Annotated in this window: 18 protein-coding genes, 1 tRNA gene and 1 other RNA gene; 11 read left to right on the top strand and 9 right to left on the bottom strand. The window is 59.9% G+C overall.

Translation table 11 applies throughout. The annotated features are described in order from the left end of the window. Positions 1-45: 45 nt before the first annotated feature. The 5 genes from rnpB to gatC form a co-directional block, all read right to left on the bottom strand. An RNA gene (rnpB, locus tag FN828_RS10530) (RNase P RNA component class A) lies at positions 46-448 on the bottom strand. A gap of 11 nt (positions 449-459) precedes the next feature. After that, positions 460-1,173, bottom strand: a complete 714-nt coding sequence (locus tag FN828_RS10535; RefSeq protein WP_235891457.1) for an N-acetylmuramoyl-L-alanine amidase — start codon at positions 1,171-1,173, stop codon at positions 460-462. Between the two features lie 26 nt (positions 1,174-1,199). Further along, positions 1,200-1,955, bottom strand: coding sequence for a hypothetical protein (locus tag FN828_RS10540; RefSeq protein ID WP_142493366.1), 756 nt, complete (start codon positions 1,953-1,955; stop codon positions 1,200-1,202). A 35-nt stretch (positions 1,956-1,990) separates the two neighbouring features. Further along, positions 1,991-3,478, bottom strand: a complete 1,488-nt coding sequence (gene gatA / locus FN828_RS10545; RefSeq protein WP_142493367.1) for an Asp-tRNA(Asn)/Glu-tRNA(Gln) amidotransferase subunit GatA — start codon at positions 3,476-3,478, stop codon at positions 1,991-1,993. Further along, positions 3,478-3,765, bottom strand: coding sequence for an Asp-tRNA(Asn)/Glu-tRNA(Gln) amidotransferase subunit GatC (gene gatC, locus FN828_RS10550; protein ID WP_142493368.1), 288 nt, complete (start codon positions 3,763-3,765; stop codon positions 3,478-3,480). The genes gatA and gatC overlap by 1 nt, the downstream gene beginning before the upstream one ends. 216 nt (positions 3,766-3,981) lie before the next feature. On the opposite strand from gatC, the gene FN828_RS10555 reads away from it, so the two are divergent. Continuing rightward, positions 3,982-4,674: a metal-dependent hydrolase gene (locus tag FN828_RS10555; protein WP_142493369.1), complete on the top strand. Its 693-nt coding sequence runs from the start codon at positions 3,982-3,984 to the stop codon at positions 4,672-4,674. A gap of 56 nt (positions 4,675-4,730) precedes the next feature. Here FN828_RS10555 and FN828_RS10560 read toward each other — a convergent pair whose 3' ends face one another. Together FN828_RS10560 and FN828_RS10565 are read right to left on the bottom strand one after the other, a co-directional pair. Next, positions 4,731-5,180 carry a DsrE family protein gene (locus FN828_RS10560; RefSeq protein ID WP_142493370.1) on the bottom strand — a complete coding sequence of 150 codons (450 nt, stop codon included), beginning with the start codon at positions 5,178-5,180 and terminating at the stop codon, positions 4,731-4,733. Positions 5,181-5,259: 79 nt separating this feature from the next. Then, entirely contained in the window at positions 5,260-5,709 is a 450-nt protein-coding gene (locus FN828_RS10565) for a nucleoside deaminase (protein WP_142493371.1), read from the bottom strand. Between the two features lie 87 nt (positions 5,710-5,796). Here FN828_RS10565 and FN828_RS10570 point away from each other — a divergent pair, with 87 nt between their 5' ends. From FN828_RS10570 to dtd, 9 genes are all read left to right on the top strand, one after another. Then, entirely contained in the window at positions 5,797-6,849 is a 1,053-nt protein-coding gene (locus FN828_RS10570) for a pseudouridine synthase (RefSeq protein WP_142493372.1), read from the top strand. A 166-nt stretch (positions 6,850-7,015) separates the two neighbouring features. Continuing rightward, positions 7,016-7,909: a 5-bromo-4-chloroindolyl phosphate hydrolysis family protein gene (locus tag FN828_RS10575; RefSeq protein WP_142493373.1), complete on the top strand. Its 894-nt coding sequence runs from the start codon at positions 7,016-7,018 to the stop codon at positions 7,907-7,909. 34 nt (positions 7,910-7,943) lie between these two features. Beyond that, positions 7,944-9,143 (top strand): toxic anion resistance protein, encoded by a 1,200-nt coding sequence (locus FN828_RS10580; protein ID WP_142493374.1) that lies wholly within the window; start codon positions 7,944-7,946, stop codon positions 9,141-9,143. A gap of 6 nt (positions 9,144-9,149) precedes the next feature. Then, complete coding sequence (locus tag FN828_RS10585; RefSeq protein WP_408033801.1) at positions 9,150-10,085, top strand: DUF2927 domain-containing protein; 936 nt, start codon at positions 9,150-9,152, stop codon at positions 10,083-10,085. Between the two features lie 16 nt (positions 10,086-10,101). After that, on the top strand, positions 10,102-11,223 hold the full coding sequence (locus tag FN828_RS10590; RefSeq protein WP_142493375.1) for an SPFH domain-containing protein: 1,122 nt from the start codon (positions 10,102-10,104) through the stop codon (positions 11,221-11,223). A gap of 2 nt (positions 11,224-11,225) precedes the next feature. Further along, positions 11,226-11,618, top strand: a complete 393-nt coding sequence (locus FN828_RS10595; protein WP_142493376.1) for a hypothetical protein — start codon at positions 11,226-11,228, stop codon at positions 11,616-11,618. Continuing rightward, a complete protein-coding gene (locus FN828_RS10600; RefSeq protein WP_142493377.1) occupies positions 11,608-12,702 on the top strand; it encodes a TFIIB-type zinc finger domain-containing protein in 1,095 nt (364 codons plus the stop codon). The genes FN828_RS10595 and FN828_RS10600 overlap by 11 nt, the downstream gene beginning before the upstream one ends. 21 nt (positions 12,703-12,723) lie before the next feature. Next, a complete protein-coding gene (locus tag FN828_RS10605; protein WP_142493378.1) occupies positions 12,724-13,398 on the top strand; it encodes a nitroreductase family protein in 675 nt (224 codons plus the stop codon). Positions 13,399-13,429: 31 nt separating this feature from the next. Then, entirely contained in the window at positions 13,430-13,885 is a 456-nt protein-coding gene (gene dtd, locus FN828_RS10610) for a D-aminoacyl-tRNA deacylase (RefSeq protein ID WP_142493379.1), read from the top strand. A gap of 11 nt (positions 13,886-13,896) precedes the next feature. On the opposite strand, the gene FN828_RS10615 is transcribed toward dtd, so the two are convergent. Then, a complete protein-coding gene (locus tag FN828_RS10615) occupies positions 13,897-15,075 on the bottom strand; it encodes an acyl-CoA dehydrogenase family protein (RefSeq protein ID WP_142493380.1) in 1,179 nt (392 codons plus the stop codon). A gap of 405 nt (positions 15,076-15,480) precedes the next feature. Beyond that, a tRNA-Leu gene (locus tag FN828_RS10620) sits at positions 15,481-15,566 on the bottom strand. 94 nt (positions 15,567-15,660) lie between these two features. Between FN828_RS10620 and FN828_RS10625 the strand changes: the two genes are divergently transcribed. Next, positions 15,661-16,038, top strand: a complete 378-nt coding sequence (locus FN828_RS10625; RefSeq protein ID WP_142493381.1) for an Arm DNA-binding domain-containing protein — start codon at positions 15,661-15,663, stop codon at positions 16,036-16,038. Positions 16,039-16,129: the final 91 nt, after the last annotated feature.

Here is a 16,129-nt window from a genome sequence, read left to right on the forward strand (position 1 = left end):
AAGCCCCCAACCGCCAACAGGGAAATCCAGAAAACCAACAGGAATATGCGCGGAAGGCCTGTAAGCCGGATTCTGTCCAAGGGGTTGCCCCCTCTGGATGACCATTCATCTGAACGCGCTGTTACCAACGCGCCTATAGCTGCCAACCCGGACCTCTGGGCCAAAGCCTACCCTGCGGCGATATCGGGCGAACCCGATCAACCCCGCGCGAGGTCCCTATTCGGCATTGCTCCGGGTGGGGCTTGCCGTGCCGGTCCTGTTGCCAGTCCCGCGGTAGGCTCTTACCCTACCGTTTCACCCTGACCCCTGCGGACAGGGGCGGTCTGTTTTCTGTGGCGCTTTCCCTGGGGTTGCCCCCGCCGGGCGTTACCCGGCACCCTTGCCTTGTGGAGTCCGGACTTTCCTCCCGCGCCGGTATCCCGGCACAAGCGGCCATCCAGCCTTCCGCGCAGGGGTGACTTAGGCGTTTGGAACGTCCCGGTCAACGGGGAAGCGTGCGGCCAGATCACGGGCCATTGCAATCGCATAACCCCGGTTTTCAGCACCACCACAGCCGAAGCGGTCACAGAACGCGTGATAGACGTGCAAGGGGGCCATATCGTTATCCGGCATGACATACCCAAAGCGGCGCAAGGCCTGCCCCATCTGAAGGATCGTTTCGGCGCTCCAGCCTTCTTCGCCACGAAGGTCGGCGCGGCATACATCCGGCCAGACCGCCAATCCCTGCCGCGCCAGCCTGTGCCAGTCAAATCGCGGGCCGGGGTCGGATTTTCGATCCGGGGCCATATCGGAATGGCCAATCACCCGTTCGGGCCGGATCGCCCACCGCTGCATGATCCCGGCCAGCAACCATTCCAGCGCCGCCATCTGTGGTTCGGCAAACGGATGCGTTCCCAGATTAACCAGTTCAATCCCGATCGAATGCGAATTCACATCGGTGACGCTGCCCCATTTGCCCGCCCCTGCGTGCCAGGCGCGTTTGTCCTCGGGGACCAGTTGCCAGATACGCCCGGTTTCGGAAATCAGATAATGAGCGGAAACCTCGGCCTGCGGATCGCACAAACGTTCCAGCGATGCGGCGCAGGGAATCGCCGTGTAATGCAGCACCACCATATCAGGCTGCACTGCCCCCCGCCGCGCCCCGAAATTTGGCGACGGATGTTGTATCACCATCGGATGCGTGGTGTCATGCACCGCGTTTATCCGCCAGAAGCCTTGCGGAACGGGCGCGGATCCCAATCACAGGCATAGCCATCCCCATCCGGGTCCAACCCCAGACGGTCCCGCTCTGGCCCGCCACGGCCCAGAAATTCCAACTGCGCCATATCCGGCGATGGGTATTTGCCACAGTTCCGTTCAGCCCGCGCGCGTGTACTGAGCGGGGATCGGGTATAAATCTGCGTCCCGATGGGGTTGTTGGTTTTCAGGGCATATTCCACGATATTCGGCCCGGTCCCTGCGGCGCGGGTGGGAACGGCGGTGGGCTGCACCACTTCGTATTGCGCACGATTGCGGGCCAGCCGTTCGGCATCGCTTTCGATGCTACGTTCGGTGGACACCGTTTTGAAATCATTTTCAGATGACAGGCCCGGATGATCCATCGGAACCGGCGCAGGATTGGACGGGCTGGCCTGAACCGGCGTAACCCCTGAATTCAGCGCAGCAGCAGTTTCCGCCGCGATCCTTTCTGCCTCGTCCGCCTGATTTCCGCCAGCAGGGGTGGGGGCCGCCGCAGGCACGCTACCTGACAGGCCCGTGCGGCTGGCATCCAATTGTTCCTCGGACACCGCCAAGGGAGCGGGCAAAGACTGTCCGTTCAATGCGGCATCCCGCTGCGTCTGCGACTTACGATAGTCTGCGTAGCTGCCAAACCCCACGCCCGCCGCACTGTCGGGAACCGTCGGTTCACATGCCACCAGCCCCAAGAAGGCCACACCACAAAGAAGATACCGCATTCAGATCACCCTGCCCGATCTTGTTTTCCGTGGTTTTACCACCAACGCCCCGGCTTGGCCACAAAACCGGCAGCCTGTTCCAGCGCATAAGCGGTATTCAGCAAATCGCCCTCTTCCCACGGGCGACCGATCAATTGCAGCCCCAGCGGCAGCCCTTGGGCGTCAACCCCCGTTGGCACGCTGATCCCCGGCAGACCGGCAAGGTTCACCGTCACGGTAAACACGTCGTTGAGGTACATTTTCACCGGATCTTCGTCATTCATCTCGCCCAGACCAAAGGCCGCCGACGGGGTGGCCGGGGTCAGGATCGCGTCGACACCTGCGGCGAAGACATCGTCGAAGTCTTTCTTGATCAGCGCACGCACCCGGCGGGCGCGGTTGTAATAGGCGTCGTAGAACCCGGCAGACAGCACATAGGTGCCAACCATCACGCGGCGCTGAACCTCGTGCCCAAAGCCTTCGGCACGGGTTTTTTCGTACATTTCGGTGATGCCATCACCAGCGGCCAGCGTGGTGCGGTGGCCATAGCGCACACCGTCATAGCGGGCCAGATTCGAGGATGCCTCGGCCGGGGCAATCACATAATAAGCGGGCAACGCGTATTTGGTGTGCGGCAGGCTGATGTCCACGATTTCAGCCCCGGCGTCTTTCAACATCGCGGTGCCATCGTCCCACAGTTTGACGATTTCATCGGGGGTGCCATCCAGACGGTATTCCTTGGGAATACCAATCTTCTTGCCCTTGATGTCGCCGGTCAGCATTGCCTCGAAATTCGGGACGGCCAAATCGGCGCTGGTGGAATCCTTGGGGTCATGGCCAGCCATCGCTTCCAGCATGATTGCCGCATCGCGCACCGTTTTGGTCATCGGCCCGGCCTGATCCAGCGACGACGCAAAGGCCACGATGCCCCAGCGCGAACACCGGCCATAGGTCGGCTTGATCCCCACCGTGCCGGTAAAGGCACAGGGCTGACGGATCGACCCGCCCGTATCGGTGCCGGTCGCCGCAAGGCACAGATCGGCGGCCACGGCACTGGCCGACCCACCCGAAGACCCGCCCGGCGTCAGCGCGGTATCGTCATTGCCCCGGCGCCACGGGTTCACCGCATTGCCATAAACACTGGTTTCGTTGGAACTGCCCATGGCGAATTCATCCATGTTCAGCTTGCCCAGCATGACCGAACCCGCATCAAACAGTTTCGAGGTCACGGTGGATTCGTATTCCGGCTTGAACCCTTCCAGAATGGCGCTGGCGGCCTGACTGGGAACGCCCTTGGTGCAGAACAAATCCTTGATCCCCACGGGCAGACCACACATGGCAGGCGCATCGCCCGCCGCCAAACGCGCATCGGCGGCACGGGCCTGTTCCAGCGCGATTTCAGGGGTTTTGTGGACAAAGGCGTTCAGCGCCCCTGCCGCATCAATCGCGGACAGGCAGGCTTGGGTCAGTTCAACACTGGTGACGTCCTTGGCCCGCAGCTTATCGCGGGCCTCTGCCAAAGTCAGTTTGTTCAGATCAGACATTATTCCACCACCTTCGGAACCGCAAAGAAGCCTTCCCGTGCGTCGGGGGCATTTTTCAAAATCTTGTCCTGCATGTCGCCATCGGTCACGACATCCTCGCGCCGCTTCAACCGTTGCGGCGTGACCGAGGTCATGGGTTCCACACCCTCGACATTCACCTCGTTGAGCTGTTCGATAAAGCCCAGAATGGTGTTGAACTCGTTCGCCAGCGCGGGCAGTGCGTCGTCTTCCACCTTGATCCGGGCCAGTTTGGCCACTTTGGCGGCGGTCTGCGTGTCGATCGACATCGGCAAGTCTCCGTTTTTCAGTTGGGAAAGCGTTTAACGCCCGCGCCCGCTCTCCGCAAGCATCAGCCCGCGCACAACCGCATAGGGGACATGCCTTCGCCACCCGAATTGCCCGAACGACAGCCACACATCCGGCGGTTGGCGACACTTCCGGTCTGGTCAACCCCGCGTCCCATGCTAGGCTTCCCCCAAAGCTGACACGACAGAGGGTATATCATGAAAATCACATGGCTTGGCCATTCAGGCTTTCGAATCGAAATCGCGGATCAGGTTTTGCTGCTGGACCCGTGGATGACCGGAAACCCGATGTTTCCCCAAGACAGCCGCGAATGCGCCATCAAAGGGGCCACCGCGATTCTGGTGACGCATGGGCATGGGGATCACACAGGCGACACGCTGGCCATCGCCAAAGACCTGAATATTCCGGTGATCGGTATTTACGATCTGATGACCCATCTGGAAGCCACCGAAGGCGTTTCTGTCATTGGCTTTAACAAGGGCGGCACCCTGAAACAGGGCGATGTGGCGATTACGATGGTCAACGCCACACATTCCTCGTCCATGCCCGGCCCGCATGGCCCGGTTTATTGCGGGTCCGAAGCGGGCTATATGATCGCGGGCGAAGGCCATACGATCTATGTTTCCGGCGACACCGATGTGATGGCGGATATGAAGGTGTTCAATGACCTGCACCAGCCGGATATTGGCATCCTGTGTTCCGGCGGGCATTTCACGATGGACATGAAACGCGCGTCCTATGCGGCGAAAACCTTCTTTGATTTCAAGACGGTGATCCCCTGCCATTACCGCACCTTCCCGCTGTTGGAACAGAATGCGGATGTGATGAAGGCAGAATTGACCGGGGTCGACGTGATCGAACCGCAGGTCATGGTTCCGATCGCCCTGTGATCGTCCTGTGATCTGACTGGCCCCGCCACGGTAAACCCGGCGGGGCCAAACGCCCGTTATGGACGCAGATAGGCATAGCCCTGATATTGCAGTTCCATCAGGCGCACAGCACCGGAATCAACCACCTGTGCTTCGCTGACCAGCGGCACGTCTTTCTGGGTTTTCTGCTTCATCGACTGAACCGTATTCAGGCAGGCCGAAAACTGGATATTATCCATCGACAATGCCATTGTGCTGATCCGGTCTTTGACCGGCGAGGTGTCTTCGCGCAGCATATGCAGGCCGGGGCCGTAAGTGACGATTTCAATCACCACCTCTTGCCCTTTGCTCTCGTAGTATTTGGCGATATTCGCTGCGTTGTTCAGCGCCATATTCATGGTTTTCACGTTATCTTCGTCAACATGGATCGCCACCTTCGCGGCGGGTTCGGCCCATGCCAGTTGCGTTGACAACAGCAACGCCGCCCCCAACGCGGCAATGGAACGGGGTAAGCGGTCAAGACGCATCGTTTCCTCCCTCAGATTGGTCCTGTCACAGTCCTGTCAGGCAACAGTCCGACACATTCATATATATATCAAGAAAACTTTACCGCCGTCCGGCAAAGAACTCTTTCAACAGCGTTTCGGACTCGCGCGCTGAAATCCCGTCGTAAACTTCGGGAACGTGGTGGCATTGCGGATGGCTGAAAATGCGCGGCCCTTGGGCCACCCCCCCGCTTTTGGGATCTGCCGCGCCATAATAAACCCGTGCAATCCGCGCCGCTGAAATGGCGGTGGCACACATGGGGCACGGTTCCAGCGTCACATATAAATCATACCCCGGCAAACGTTCGCTGCGCGCCGCCGCGCATCCCGCGCGGATCACCAGAATTTCGGCATGAGCCGTGGGATCGGACAATTCGCGCGTCCGGTTTCCCGCCCGCGCCACGACCCCGCCATCCGGCGACACCAGAACGGCACCCACCGGCACTTCGCCACGGGCGGCGGCGGCCTGCGCTTCTTCCAGCGCCTGATCCATGTAGCTGCGAAATACCATAGCCTGTCTTTGCCTTGCATTGTCTGCTTTCGCAATGGTGCGAAATGGTATACCTCACAGGCTTGCCCCCTTTCAGGACGTACCCCGATGACCAACAGTTCACCCGATGGCGACCGCATTGCAAAAATCATCGCCCGCGCAGGCCGCGCCAGCCGCCGCGAGGCCGAGCGCCTGATCGAAGAAGGGCGCGTGACCGTCAACGGCAAACAGATCACCAGCCCCGCGCTGAATGTGACGGCCCGCGATACGATCACCGTGGATGGTAAACCGCTGGAAGCCGCAGAACCCGCCCGCGTCTGGCTGTATCATAAACCCGCCGGTCTGGTGACAACCAACCGGGACGAACAGGGCCGCGCCACAATTTTCGACAAACTGCCTGACGGTCTGCCGCGCGTGATGTCCGTGGGACGGCTGGACCTGAATTCCGAAGGGTTGCTGCTGCTAACCAACGACGGCGAGGTAAAGCGCAAGCTGGAATTGCCCGCAACCGGATGGCTGCGCAAATACCGGGTTCGGGTCAATGGTCGCGTCAGCGAAGAAAAGCTGGAACCGCTACGCAAAGGCATCACCCACGACGGTGTGAACTATCTGCCGATGATCGTGTCGCTGGATCGTCAGCAAGGCGCGAATGCGTGGCTGACCGTGGGCCTGCGCGAAGGGAAAAACCGTGAAATCCGCCGCGCGATGGAAGCCATCGGGTTTACGGTGAACCGGCTGATCCGCACCTCCTATGGGCCGTTCCAGTTAGGGCAATTGAAACCCGGCGAGGTCGAAGAAGTCCGCCGCCGCGTTGTCCGCGATCAGCTGGGGCTGGATGGCGAAGGGCTGGCCGCGATGGAAGATGACGACGCCAAACCCAAACCCGGCCTCCGCCGCAAACCGCGCAAAAGCCAGTTCGGCGGCCCCGGCCAACCCGGCCGCCCGAATCCCGGCGGCCCCGATGGCAAACCAACAGGCGGGAAACCGGGGGGCCGCACAGGTGGCAAACCCCACCGCAGCGGCAAATCCGATGCGCCGGACCTGTCCACGCGCCCGCAGCGCGATGGCAAGCCCACACACCCCAACCGCCCCGGCAAAGCCGCCAAACCGGGCGCACCACGCCGCCCGCACAGCGAAAAACCCGGACCGGGGCGCAAGTGACACCCTTGGGGCAATCTTCCCCCTAGCAAGCCGCGCCCCGATCCCCTACTTTCGATATCACAATAGCGATTTGGGGAACGGATGTCTAACACCGGTCTGAAAAAGCTGGCTTTTGTCCTGCTTGTCATACTGATCCTTTATGTCTCGGTCGCGGGGGGCGTTTAGGATGGCACAACGGTACGGCGGGAAATACAGCCCGCAGGGTGAAAGCGACACGCCGCAACCCGGCACAAAACCCGAAGGCAGCTTTCGCGCCGCCCGCCGAACCCGCGCCGGGGGGCGGGTGAACCTGCTGTTTCTGGCCCCCCTACCCCTGATCTGGTCCGCCTTCGGCAATGGCCCCACCGCATTGGCACTGAATTTGGCCGCGCTTGGCCTGCTGTTGCTGGCGGCATGGCTGACCCGCGAAGGGTTGATTGCCCAAGAAGCCTATGACGCGCGCAGCGTGGCCCGCCGCCCTGCCTTTCCACGAAAAATCGCGGGCAGCATATTCACAGGGCTGGGGTTGGCGCTGGCGGGTTTTGCCGCAACTGGCGGAATGCTTGCCCCGCTGATCTATCTGGTGATTGGTGCGGCGCTGCATCTTCTGGCCTTTGGTCCCGACCCCCTGAAAGACAAGGGAATGGAAGGCGTGGACATGTTCCAAACCGACCGCGTGGCCCGCGCCGTGGACGAGGCCGAAATGCACCTGACCGCCATGACCGAAGCCATGAAACGCGCAGGCGACCGTCAGATGATGGCACGGCTGGACCAGTTCCAGACCACCGCCCGCGATCTGTTTCGCACCGTCGAAAACGACCCCCGCGACCTGACAGCGGCGCGGAAATATCTGTCAGTTTATTTGATGGGGGCGCGTGATGCGACGATCAAATTCGCCGACATTTACGCCCGCACCGCCGATGCACAGGCCCGCGCCGATTATGCGGCCCTGCTGGATGACCTTGAGCAAAACTTTGCCGCCCGCACCCGAAAGCTATTGCTGGACGACCGCAGCGACCTGACAATTGAAATTGACGTGCTGCGCGATCGCCTGAAACGCGAAGGTGTCACTTCGCATTAACGACCCGTTGGAACATATACGGAAGGGAATTTTCATGTCTGGAACCGTTCAGCAAAAAGCGCAGGATGCGCTGGCACTGGTCGAAGAAGTCAACGCCGTCATTCTGCCGGACCCGACCCAGCCCGAGGAAGTGATCTCGCTGGAACAGGCCGCCCCCGCCGTGTCCGAAGAAATTCGCACCCGCATGGACGAACTGGACATGGGCGATACCGGATCAATCGTGAATTTCGGATCGGCCGCGCAGGCCGAATTGCAGGAAATCTCCCAAGCGATGCTGACCGATGTCCGCAACAAGGACGTCGGCCCCGCCGGGGACAGCCTGCGCCAGATCGTGACGACGATCCGGGGCTTTGCCGTCAGCGAACTGGACGTGCGCCGGGAACGAAGCTGGTGGGAAAAGCTGATCGGACGCGCCGCCCCCTTTGCCCAGTTCACCGCCCGGTTTGAAACGGTTCAGGCCCAGATTGACAAGGTCACGGATGATCTGCTGGGGCATGAACATAAGCTGTTGAAAGACATCAAATCGCTGGACCTGCTGTACCAGAAAACGCTGGCGTTCTATGATGAACTGGCGCTCTATATCGCTGCGGGCGAGGCAAAGCTGAAAGACCTGGACAGCGCCACCATCCCCGCAAAAGAAGCCGAGGTTCAGGCCGCCCCCGAAGCAGATCAGGTGATGAAAGCGCAGGAATTGCGCGACCTGCGCGCGGCGCGCGACGATCTGGAACGCCGGGTGCATGACCTGAAACTGACCCGTCAGGTGACGATGCAATCGCTGCCTTCGATCCGGCTGGTACAGGAAAACGACAAATCGCTGGTGACCAAAATCAATTCCACGCTGGTGAACACCGTGCCGCTGTGGGAAACCCAACTGGCACAGGCCGTCACCATCCAGCGCAGCGCCGAAGCCGCCGCTGCCGTGCGGGATGCCAATGATCTGACCAATGAATTGCTGACCGCGAACGCCAAAAACCTGCGCGAGTCGAATAAGATGATCCGCGAAGAAATGGAACGCGGGGTCTTTGACATCGAAGCGGTTAAACAAGCCAATGCCGACCTGATCGCCACGATCAACGAAAGCCTTCAGATCGCGGACGAAGGCAAGGCCAAGCGCGCCGCCGCCGAAGAGGATTTGAAGAAAATGGAACACGAATTGCGCGACACGCTGGCCGCCGCCAAAGCCCGCAAAACCGGGCTGGGCGATACCGCTGGCACCGCCGTGCCGGGGGCATAATATCCCGTGCGTCTGTCCGCCCTTATCAAAGCCGCAGCCACCGGGGCCGTTCTGGCCCTGCCCGGCTGTATCGACACCACCCCCCGCACCCCGCCGCAATCGCGCCCATCAGATCTGCCGACGAATATCCAGTCGGCCCAAAGTCAGGCCTTGGCGAAATACTATGCCCGGATGCAGGCCGATCTGCTGACACAAGGGTTGTTACGCACCGATGGCGGCGGGCCGGACACGCCCTTTAGCGCAGATATTCTGGCGCGGAACTTTGAAAGGATCGCGTTTTTCGATGAATATGAACGCGGTGCCGGATTGCGGGCCGCGCGCGGTGATGCGGGGGCGTTGCGCCGCTGGAACGGGCCTGTGCGGGTGTCCGTGGAATTTGGCCTGACGGTTTCCAAAGACCAGCAAGCCAAGGATCGCGCCAGCGTCAGCGGCTATGTGGATCGTCTGAACCGGCTGACGGGGCATCCGATTTCAATGCGCGAACAGGGCGCGAATTTCCATGTTCTGATCGTTTCCGAAGACGACCGCCCCGCCGCGCTGTCGCGCGTGCGCCAGATCGTGCCCAATATCAATCCGGCCTCGATGCAGCTTTTGCAGGATATTCCCCGCGCGATACACTGTCTTGTGCTGGCGTTTTCGGATGCCGAAAACGACCATAATTATGCCAAGGCCATTGCCATCATTCGGGCGGAACATCCCGATCTGCTGCGCCAGTCCTGCATCCACGAAGAAATCGCACAAGGGCTGGGTCTGGCCAATGACAGCCCGCAGGCGCGGCCATCCATTTTCAACGATGATGATGAATTCGCCCTGCTGACCACACATGACGAAATGTTGCTGAAGATTCTGTATGACAGGCGGTTACAGGCGGGTATCAGCGCCGAACAGGCCCGCCCCATCGTCCGCCAGATCGCCCGCGAATTGCTGGGCGGGTCCAGCTAACCCAAGGAGGCCCGACATGGGTATTTTCGATTTCCTGACCGGAGAGTTTATTGATGTCATCCATTGGGTCGATGACACGCGCGATACGATGGTCTGGCGGTTTGAACGCGAAGGGCATGAAATCAAATACGGCGCCAAGCTGACCGTCCGCGAAGGGCAATCCGCCGTATTCGTCCACGAGGGACAACTGGCAGACGTGTTCACCCCCGGCCTGTATATGTTGGAAACCAACAACATGCCGATCCTGACTACGCTTCAGCATTGGGATCACGGGTTCAAATCCCCCTTTAAATCCGAGATTTATTTCGTCAGCACCACCCGGTTCAACGATCTGAAATGGGGCACCAAGAACCCGATTATCTGCCGCGACCCGGAATTTGGCCCGGTGCGTCTGCGGGCTTATGGCACCTATTCCGTGCGCGTCACTGATCCGGCAAAATTCCTGACGGAAATCGTGGGGACCGATGGCGAATTCACGATGGATGAAATCAGCTTTCAGATCCGCAACATCATTGTACAGGAATTTTCCCGCGTGATTGCCGGGTCTGGTATTCCGGTGCTGGATATGGCCGCGAATACCGCTGATCTGGGCAAACTGATCGCCACCGAAATTTCCGGCACGATTGCCGAATATGGCCTGTCCATTCCCGAACTGTATATCGAAAACATTTCCCTGCCCCCAGCGGTCGAGGAGGCGCTGGACAAGCGGACCTCGATGGGATTGGCGGGCGATTTGGGGAAATTCACCCAGTATTCCGCCGCCGAAGCCATGACCGCCGCTGCACAAACGCCAAACGGCGGCATGGGCGCAGGTCTGGGGATGGGAATGGGCATGGCGATGGCGCAGCAAATGGCCAATTCTGGCCCGTGGGGGCCACGCCCTGCGGCGGCAGCCCCGACAACCCCAGCCGCACCGCCCCCGCCGCCGGTGGAAAAGGTCTGGCATATCGCCGAAGATGGTCAAACCAAGGGTCCATTTTCCAAGGCGTCATTGGGCCGGATGGCCGCAGATGGCAGCCTGGCGCGCGAAACCTATGTCTGGACCGCCGGGCAAGATGGCTGGAAACATGCCGAGGACGTGCAGGAACTGGCGCAATTGTTCACCATCCTGCCCCCGCCCCCGCCGCCTGCGGGGTAAATATGGTTCAGATCACACGCAGCCCCGACTGCGCCAATTCGCCGAAAAACCAGCGCGTCGAAGATATCGCGCTGGCTTTGCTGGGTGTGGGGGATTTGCCGGACACAGCACTGTCCGAAGGCGCAGTCTGGGATCGGGCGGGCGGGTCCATATCTGGCCGCACCGCCATACAGGCCACCCGCGCCACCCTGCCCGCCTGTCAGGACATCCGCGTGGATCAGGTGGTCAGCCACGGCAAGGCCGGAACGGCCTCGGGGGTGGTGGTACGCGCTGGCGAAGGCACGCGATTGTTCTGCCATATCATTCGTTTTACATCCGCCACAGCCCAACAGGTCGCGCAGATTGTCAGCTTTGAACACGCGGGCGGAAAAACGGGGATAAGGCATGACCGATAAAACCGAACACCGCTTTCCCTGCGAACAATGCGGGGCCGATCTGCGCTATGATCCCAATGCAGGGGCGTTGATGTGCGATCATTGCGGCCACAGTCAACCCGTGACGGACCAAGGGCCGTGGGCCGGAACCGCGATCCGGGAACTGGACTTCCAAAAGGCGGTGAACAACCTGCTGCCCGCCCAAGAGATCGAGGAAACCCGCGTCACCAAATGCCCCAATTGCGGCGCACAGGTCGAGTTTTCGGAAACCACTCATGCGCTGGAATGCCCATTCTGCGCCACGCCCGTTGTCACGGATACCGGCACGCACCGCCATATCAAACCGCGCGGCGTGCTGCCCTTTGTCCTGACCGAAAAACAGGCCCGCGATGCTATGACCCGCTGGTTGGGAAAGCTGTGGTTCGCCCCCAACGGGTTGCAGGAATACGCCCGCAAAGGTCGCAAAATGGACGGCATCTATGTGCCTTACTGGACCTTCGACGCCGACACCAAATCCCGCTATTCCGGAGAACGCGGGACGATTTACTACGAAACCGAAACCGTCATGCGGGATGGGAAACGCGAAACCCGGCAGGTGGCCAAAATCCGCTGGACCCCCGCCGCAGGACGTGTGGCACGGTTCTTTGACGATGTGTTGGTGCTGGCCTCGCGCAGTTTGCCCGCGCGCTACACCGACGCGCTGGAACCGTGGGATTTATCCGCGCTGACCCCATATCAACCGCAATATCTGGCGGGGTTCCGTGCCGAAGGATATGCGGTGGAACTGGACGAAGGTTTTGACATCGCGCGGGGCAAAATGAACCGGGTGATCGAACGGGATGTCCGGTTTGATATTGGCGGCGATCAGCAGCGCATCCACGATATTCAAACCCAGATCAGCGATGTTACGTTCAAGCATATCCTACTGCCGGTCTGGCTGGCGGCCTATAAATACCGTGGTAAAACCTATCGGTTCGTGGTCAATGGTCAAACAGGCCGGGTACAGGGTGAACGCCCGTGGTCTGCGTGGAAAATCGCGCTGGCGGTGGGGGTCGGGCTGATCGTGGCCGGGGTGGCCGGGTATTTCATTGCCCAAAATCAATAACATGTCTTGGGGGAGCGCGACATGACGACAGATTTCGAAACATTCAATGCACTGATGCACAAACGACATTCCTGCCGTGGGTTCCTGCCCGATCAGGTGCCGCAGGACGTGATTGAGAAAATCACCCAAGCCGCCGGACGGGTGCCAACCTGGTGCAATTCGCAACCCTGGCACATGAACGTGACGCGCGGCACTGAAACCGACAGGTTCCGCGATGCCATCTTTGCCGCCGCCAGCACAGGAAGCCCCGCGCCGGATATGGAATGGCCCAAACAATATGTCGGCGTATATCAGGACCGCCGCCGCACCTGCGGGTTGCAACTGTATGATGCGGTTGGTGTGACGCGCGGGGATCGAGCGGCCTCGGGTCAGCAAATGATGGAAAATTTCCGCCTGTTCGGTGCGCCCCATGTGGCAATCGTCACATCCGAGGTAGATTTGGGACCGTATGGTGCAATGGATTGCGGTGGGTTCATCGCCGCCTTCACCGTCGCCGCCGAGGCTGCGGGTGTCGCCAGCATCGCCCAAGCCGCGATTGCCGCCCACGCGCCCACGGTCCGCGACTTCTTTGGCATCCCCGAGAATCGCCTGATCCTGTGCGCCATTTCCTTTGGCTACGAGGATAAATCCCACCCGGCCAACGCCTTCCGCACAGATCGCGCCGATCTGTCCGAAGTGATCGACTGGCGGGGATAACAGTACCGTTCTACCAAAGGCAGGAAACCGTATGAGAGCCTTATTACAACGCGTCACCGAAGCCAGCGTAACAGTCGATGGCCAAGTGATCGGCCAGACCGGACCGGGGCTGTTGATCCTGATTTGCGCCATGTCCGGCGACACCGAAGCACAGGCGGATCATCTGGCGGCGAAAATCGCCAAGTTGCGGATTTTCAAAGATGACGCAGGGAAAATGAACCGATCCCTGCGCGATGTCGGCGGCTCGGCGCTTGTGGTCAGCCAATTCACGCTGGCGGCGGACACATCGCGCGGCAACCGCCCCGGATTTTCCACCGCCGCCCCGCCGGAGCAGGGCAAGCGGCTGTATGAATATTTCGCGCGCCAATTACAGGCACAGGAAATTCCCGTGGAAACCGGCGAATTTGGCGCAGATATGGCCGTGGCCTTGGTGAATGATGGCCCGATCACGATCTGGATGGAAGCAGAAGCCACGCCGCAGGCGTGACCTCGTTTTCATCAGGCGTTGCGCCCGGCCTGTTTCAGCACCTTACGGGCCAGTGACCAGCGATGCACCTCGGACGGGCCGTCATAAATGCGGAATCCCCGGACTTCGCGGAAAATACGCTCGACCGGGGTTTCATCGGTAATCCCGGCCCCACCCAAAATCTGCATGGACCGATCCACCACATTCCAGATGGTTTCCGAACACTGCACCTTGGCCATGGAGCTTTCAGTCGTTCCGCGTTCCCCCTGATCCAGTACCCAAGCCGCCTGCTGTAGCGACAGGCGGGCGCTGCGCATTTCCATTTCATTATCCGCCAGCATGAAACCTACACCTTCGTGTTCCCCCAAGGGTTTGCCAAACGCGTGGCGGCTGGCGGCATAGCGGGCCGCAGTGTCATGCGCGCGCCGTGCTGATCCCAGCCAACGCATACAATGGGTCAACCGCGCCGGGGCCAGACGGACCTGCGCATATTTGAAACCTTCGCCCGGTGCGCCCAGAATATCCTCTTTCTGAAGCACCAGATTATCAAACCGGATCACGGAATGACCGCCCGCAAAAGAGCTGTCCATCGTGTTCATATCGCGCTCGATCACGATTCCTTCGCGGGGCAGCCGGGTCAGGAACATGGTTGCCCCGTCCTGTTCGCCCAAACCCACAGTTTTCGCCATGATGATCATAAAGCTGGCGTTCCGCGCCCCGGTGATCAACCACTTGCGCCCGTTGATGACATAGCCATCCTCGGTCAATTCTGCCGTGGTTTGCATCATCATCGGATCAGCCCCGGCTCCACCCGGTTCTGTCATTGCAAAACAGGATCGTTCCCCCCGGCACAAAGGTTCCAGATAGTCCCGGCGCTGCTGGCTGTTTGCGACGACCTCGAGCAAATGCACATTTCCCTCGTCCGGGGCGCCGCAATGCAGCGCCGAAGGGCCAAGGATGGAATATCCCGCTTCCTCGAACACAAAGGCACGGTCCAGATGCCCCAGCCCCAACCCGCCAAATTCTGTGGGCGCATGGGGGGCAAACACACCCGCCTTGCGGGCCAATGCGTTCATCTCCTGCCGCATGTCCTCGTCCGGGCCATGCGCGCCCCAACGCGGGTCTTTTTCAAAGGGAATGATATCTTGCTCGATAAAGCTGCGTGTACGGGCCGCCAAATCGCGCAGGCGGGTGGGGATGGTAAACTCCAAGCCGATCTCCTTCGTGAGTACCAAAACGCCCCTGTCGGGCAAAACATGCAGAAGGAGGCCCCATAGACGATGGCAGGCGCAAGGAACCCCTGCGTCCTGCCATACGCCCAACGGGCGGCAAATCAACAAGCCGTCAGACCGGCGGAACATCCCACACAAGCCGCAAACCGGATATATCCGGGACAGGTGCGCCCCTCTTGCACACCTTATCAAGCGACGATGCTCCCATGTTCGCCGGGACGGCTTCGCTGCGCGCCCTCCTCCCTCAGCGCGCGTCGATTTGCCGATGATCGTCAGACGATCACATCAGACCGAGTCGATCAACTTCTTTTTTCCACGGCAGCACGACTTTCACGCACAAGCGCGAACAGTCAGGGAAAGTCATACAGTTTATTTAGGGTTTTCTGGTACGGGCGGCCGGATTCGAACCGGCACGGCCTTTCGGCCTAGAGATTTTAAGTCTCCTGTGTCTACCGTTCCACCACGCCCGCACCCTTAAAAACTTGACTGTTCTTATGTCTACCAACTAACAAATCAGTATACATCGTCTACCAAACGTCTATCACTGATCCACCAGAGACTTTCATGCCAACAGCTAAGCCCATCACACAAGCCACCCTTAACAAAATCCAACCGACAGGAAAGGTTCAATTCATTCGGGACGACTCGCTGCGTGGCTTTGGTATCAAGGTGACTGCAAAGGGGGAAGCCTCTTATTTTGTTGAAAAGCGGGTTCGTGGTGGCCGGGTTGTACGGAAACAAATCGGTAGTGTTGACCTACTGAGTCTGAGAGAAGCTAGAACAGAGGCTCAAGAGCTACTGTTACGCCTATCGAAAGGTGAAGATGTAGCAAGGACAGCTAAGATTGAAGCCGCACCACAAGACAGCCTTGCCAAGACGCTTGAACGATACGTTAGCATCAAGACGACAAGTAAAAGGATGAAAGAATCGACTGCGGCGTAAGGTTCCGCCGAGGGCCGTCTTGCCTCAGCAGCTCTTCTCGTCGGCCATGATGCTCTCGACGACTTTGGGATCACACTGTTCGTCGCGCAGG

It is taken from the genome of Thalassovita litoralis, from assembly GCF_900182725.1.
In the GTDB taxonomy this organism is placed as follows: Bacteria; Pseudomonadota; Alphaproteobacteria; order Rhodobacterales; family Rhodobacteraceae; genus Thalassobius; species Thalassobius litoralis.

Coding starts and splice junctions, on each gene's coding strand:
- FN828_RS10565 (WP_142493371.1), bottom strand. CDS start 5,709: ATGGTATTTCGCAGCTACATGGATCAGGCGCTGGAAGAAGCGCAGGCC.
- FN828_RS10570 (WP_142493372.1), top strand. CDS start 5,797: ATGACCAACAGTTCACCCGATGGCGACCGCATTGCAAAAATCATCGCC.
- FN828_RS10590 (WP_142493375.1), top strand. CDS start 10,102: ATGGGTATTTTCGATTTCCTGACCGGAGAGTTTATTGATGTCATCCAT.
- FN828_RS10595 (WP_142493376.1), top strand. CDS start 11,226: ATGGTTCAGATCACACGCAGCCCCGACTGCGCCAATTCGCCGAAAAAC.
- FN828_RS10605 (WP_142493378.1), top strand. CDS start 12,724: ATGACGACAGATTTCGAAACATTCAATGCACTGATGCACAAACGACAT.
- FN828_RS10540 (WP_142493366.1), bottom strand. CDS start 1,955: ATGCGGTATCTTCTTTGTGGTGTGGCCTTCTTGGGGCTGGTGGCATGT.
- FN828_RS10535 (WP_235891457.1), bottom strand. CDS start 1,173: ATGGTGATACAACATCCGTCGCCAAATTTCGGGGCGCGGCGGGGGGCA.
- gatA (WP_142493367.1), bottom strand. CDS start 3,478: ATGTCTGATCTGAACAAACTGACTTTGGCAGAGGCCCGCGATAAGCTG.
- gatC (WP_142493368.1), bottom strand. CDS start 3,765: ATGTCGATCGACACGCAGACCGCCGCCAAAGTGGCCAAACTGGCCCGG.
- FN828_RS10580 (WP_142493374.1), top strand. CDS start 7,944: ATGTCTGGAACCGTTCAGCAAAAAGCGCAGGATGCGCTGGCACTGGTC.
- FN828_RS10600 (WP_142493377.1), top strand. CDS start 11,608: ATGACCGATAAAACCGAACACCGCTTTCCCTGCGAACAATGCGGGGCC.
- FN828_RS10575 (WP_142493373.1), top strand. CDS start 7,016: ATGGCACAACGGTACGGCGGGAAATACAGCCCGCAGGGTGAAAGCGAC.
- dtd (WP_142493379.1), top strand. CDS start 13,430: ATGAGAGCCTTATTACAACGCGTCACCGAAGCCAGCGTAACAGTCGAT.
- FN828_RS10560 (WP_142493370.1), bottom strand. CDS start 5,180: ATGCGTCTTGACCGCTTACCCCGTTCCATTGCCGCGTTGGGGGCGGCG.
- FN828_RS10555 (WP_142493369.1), top strand. CDS start 3,982: ATGAAAATCACATGGCTTGGCCATTCAGGCTTTCGAATCGAAATCGCG.
- FN828_RS10625 (WP_142493381.1), top strand. CDS start 15,661: ATGCCAACAGCTAAGCCCATCACACAAGCCACCCTTAACAAAATCCAA.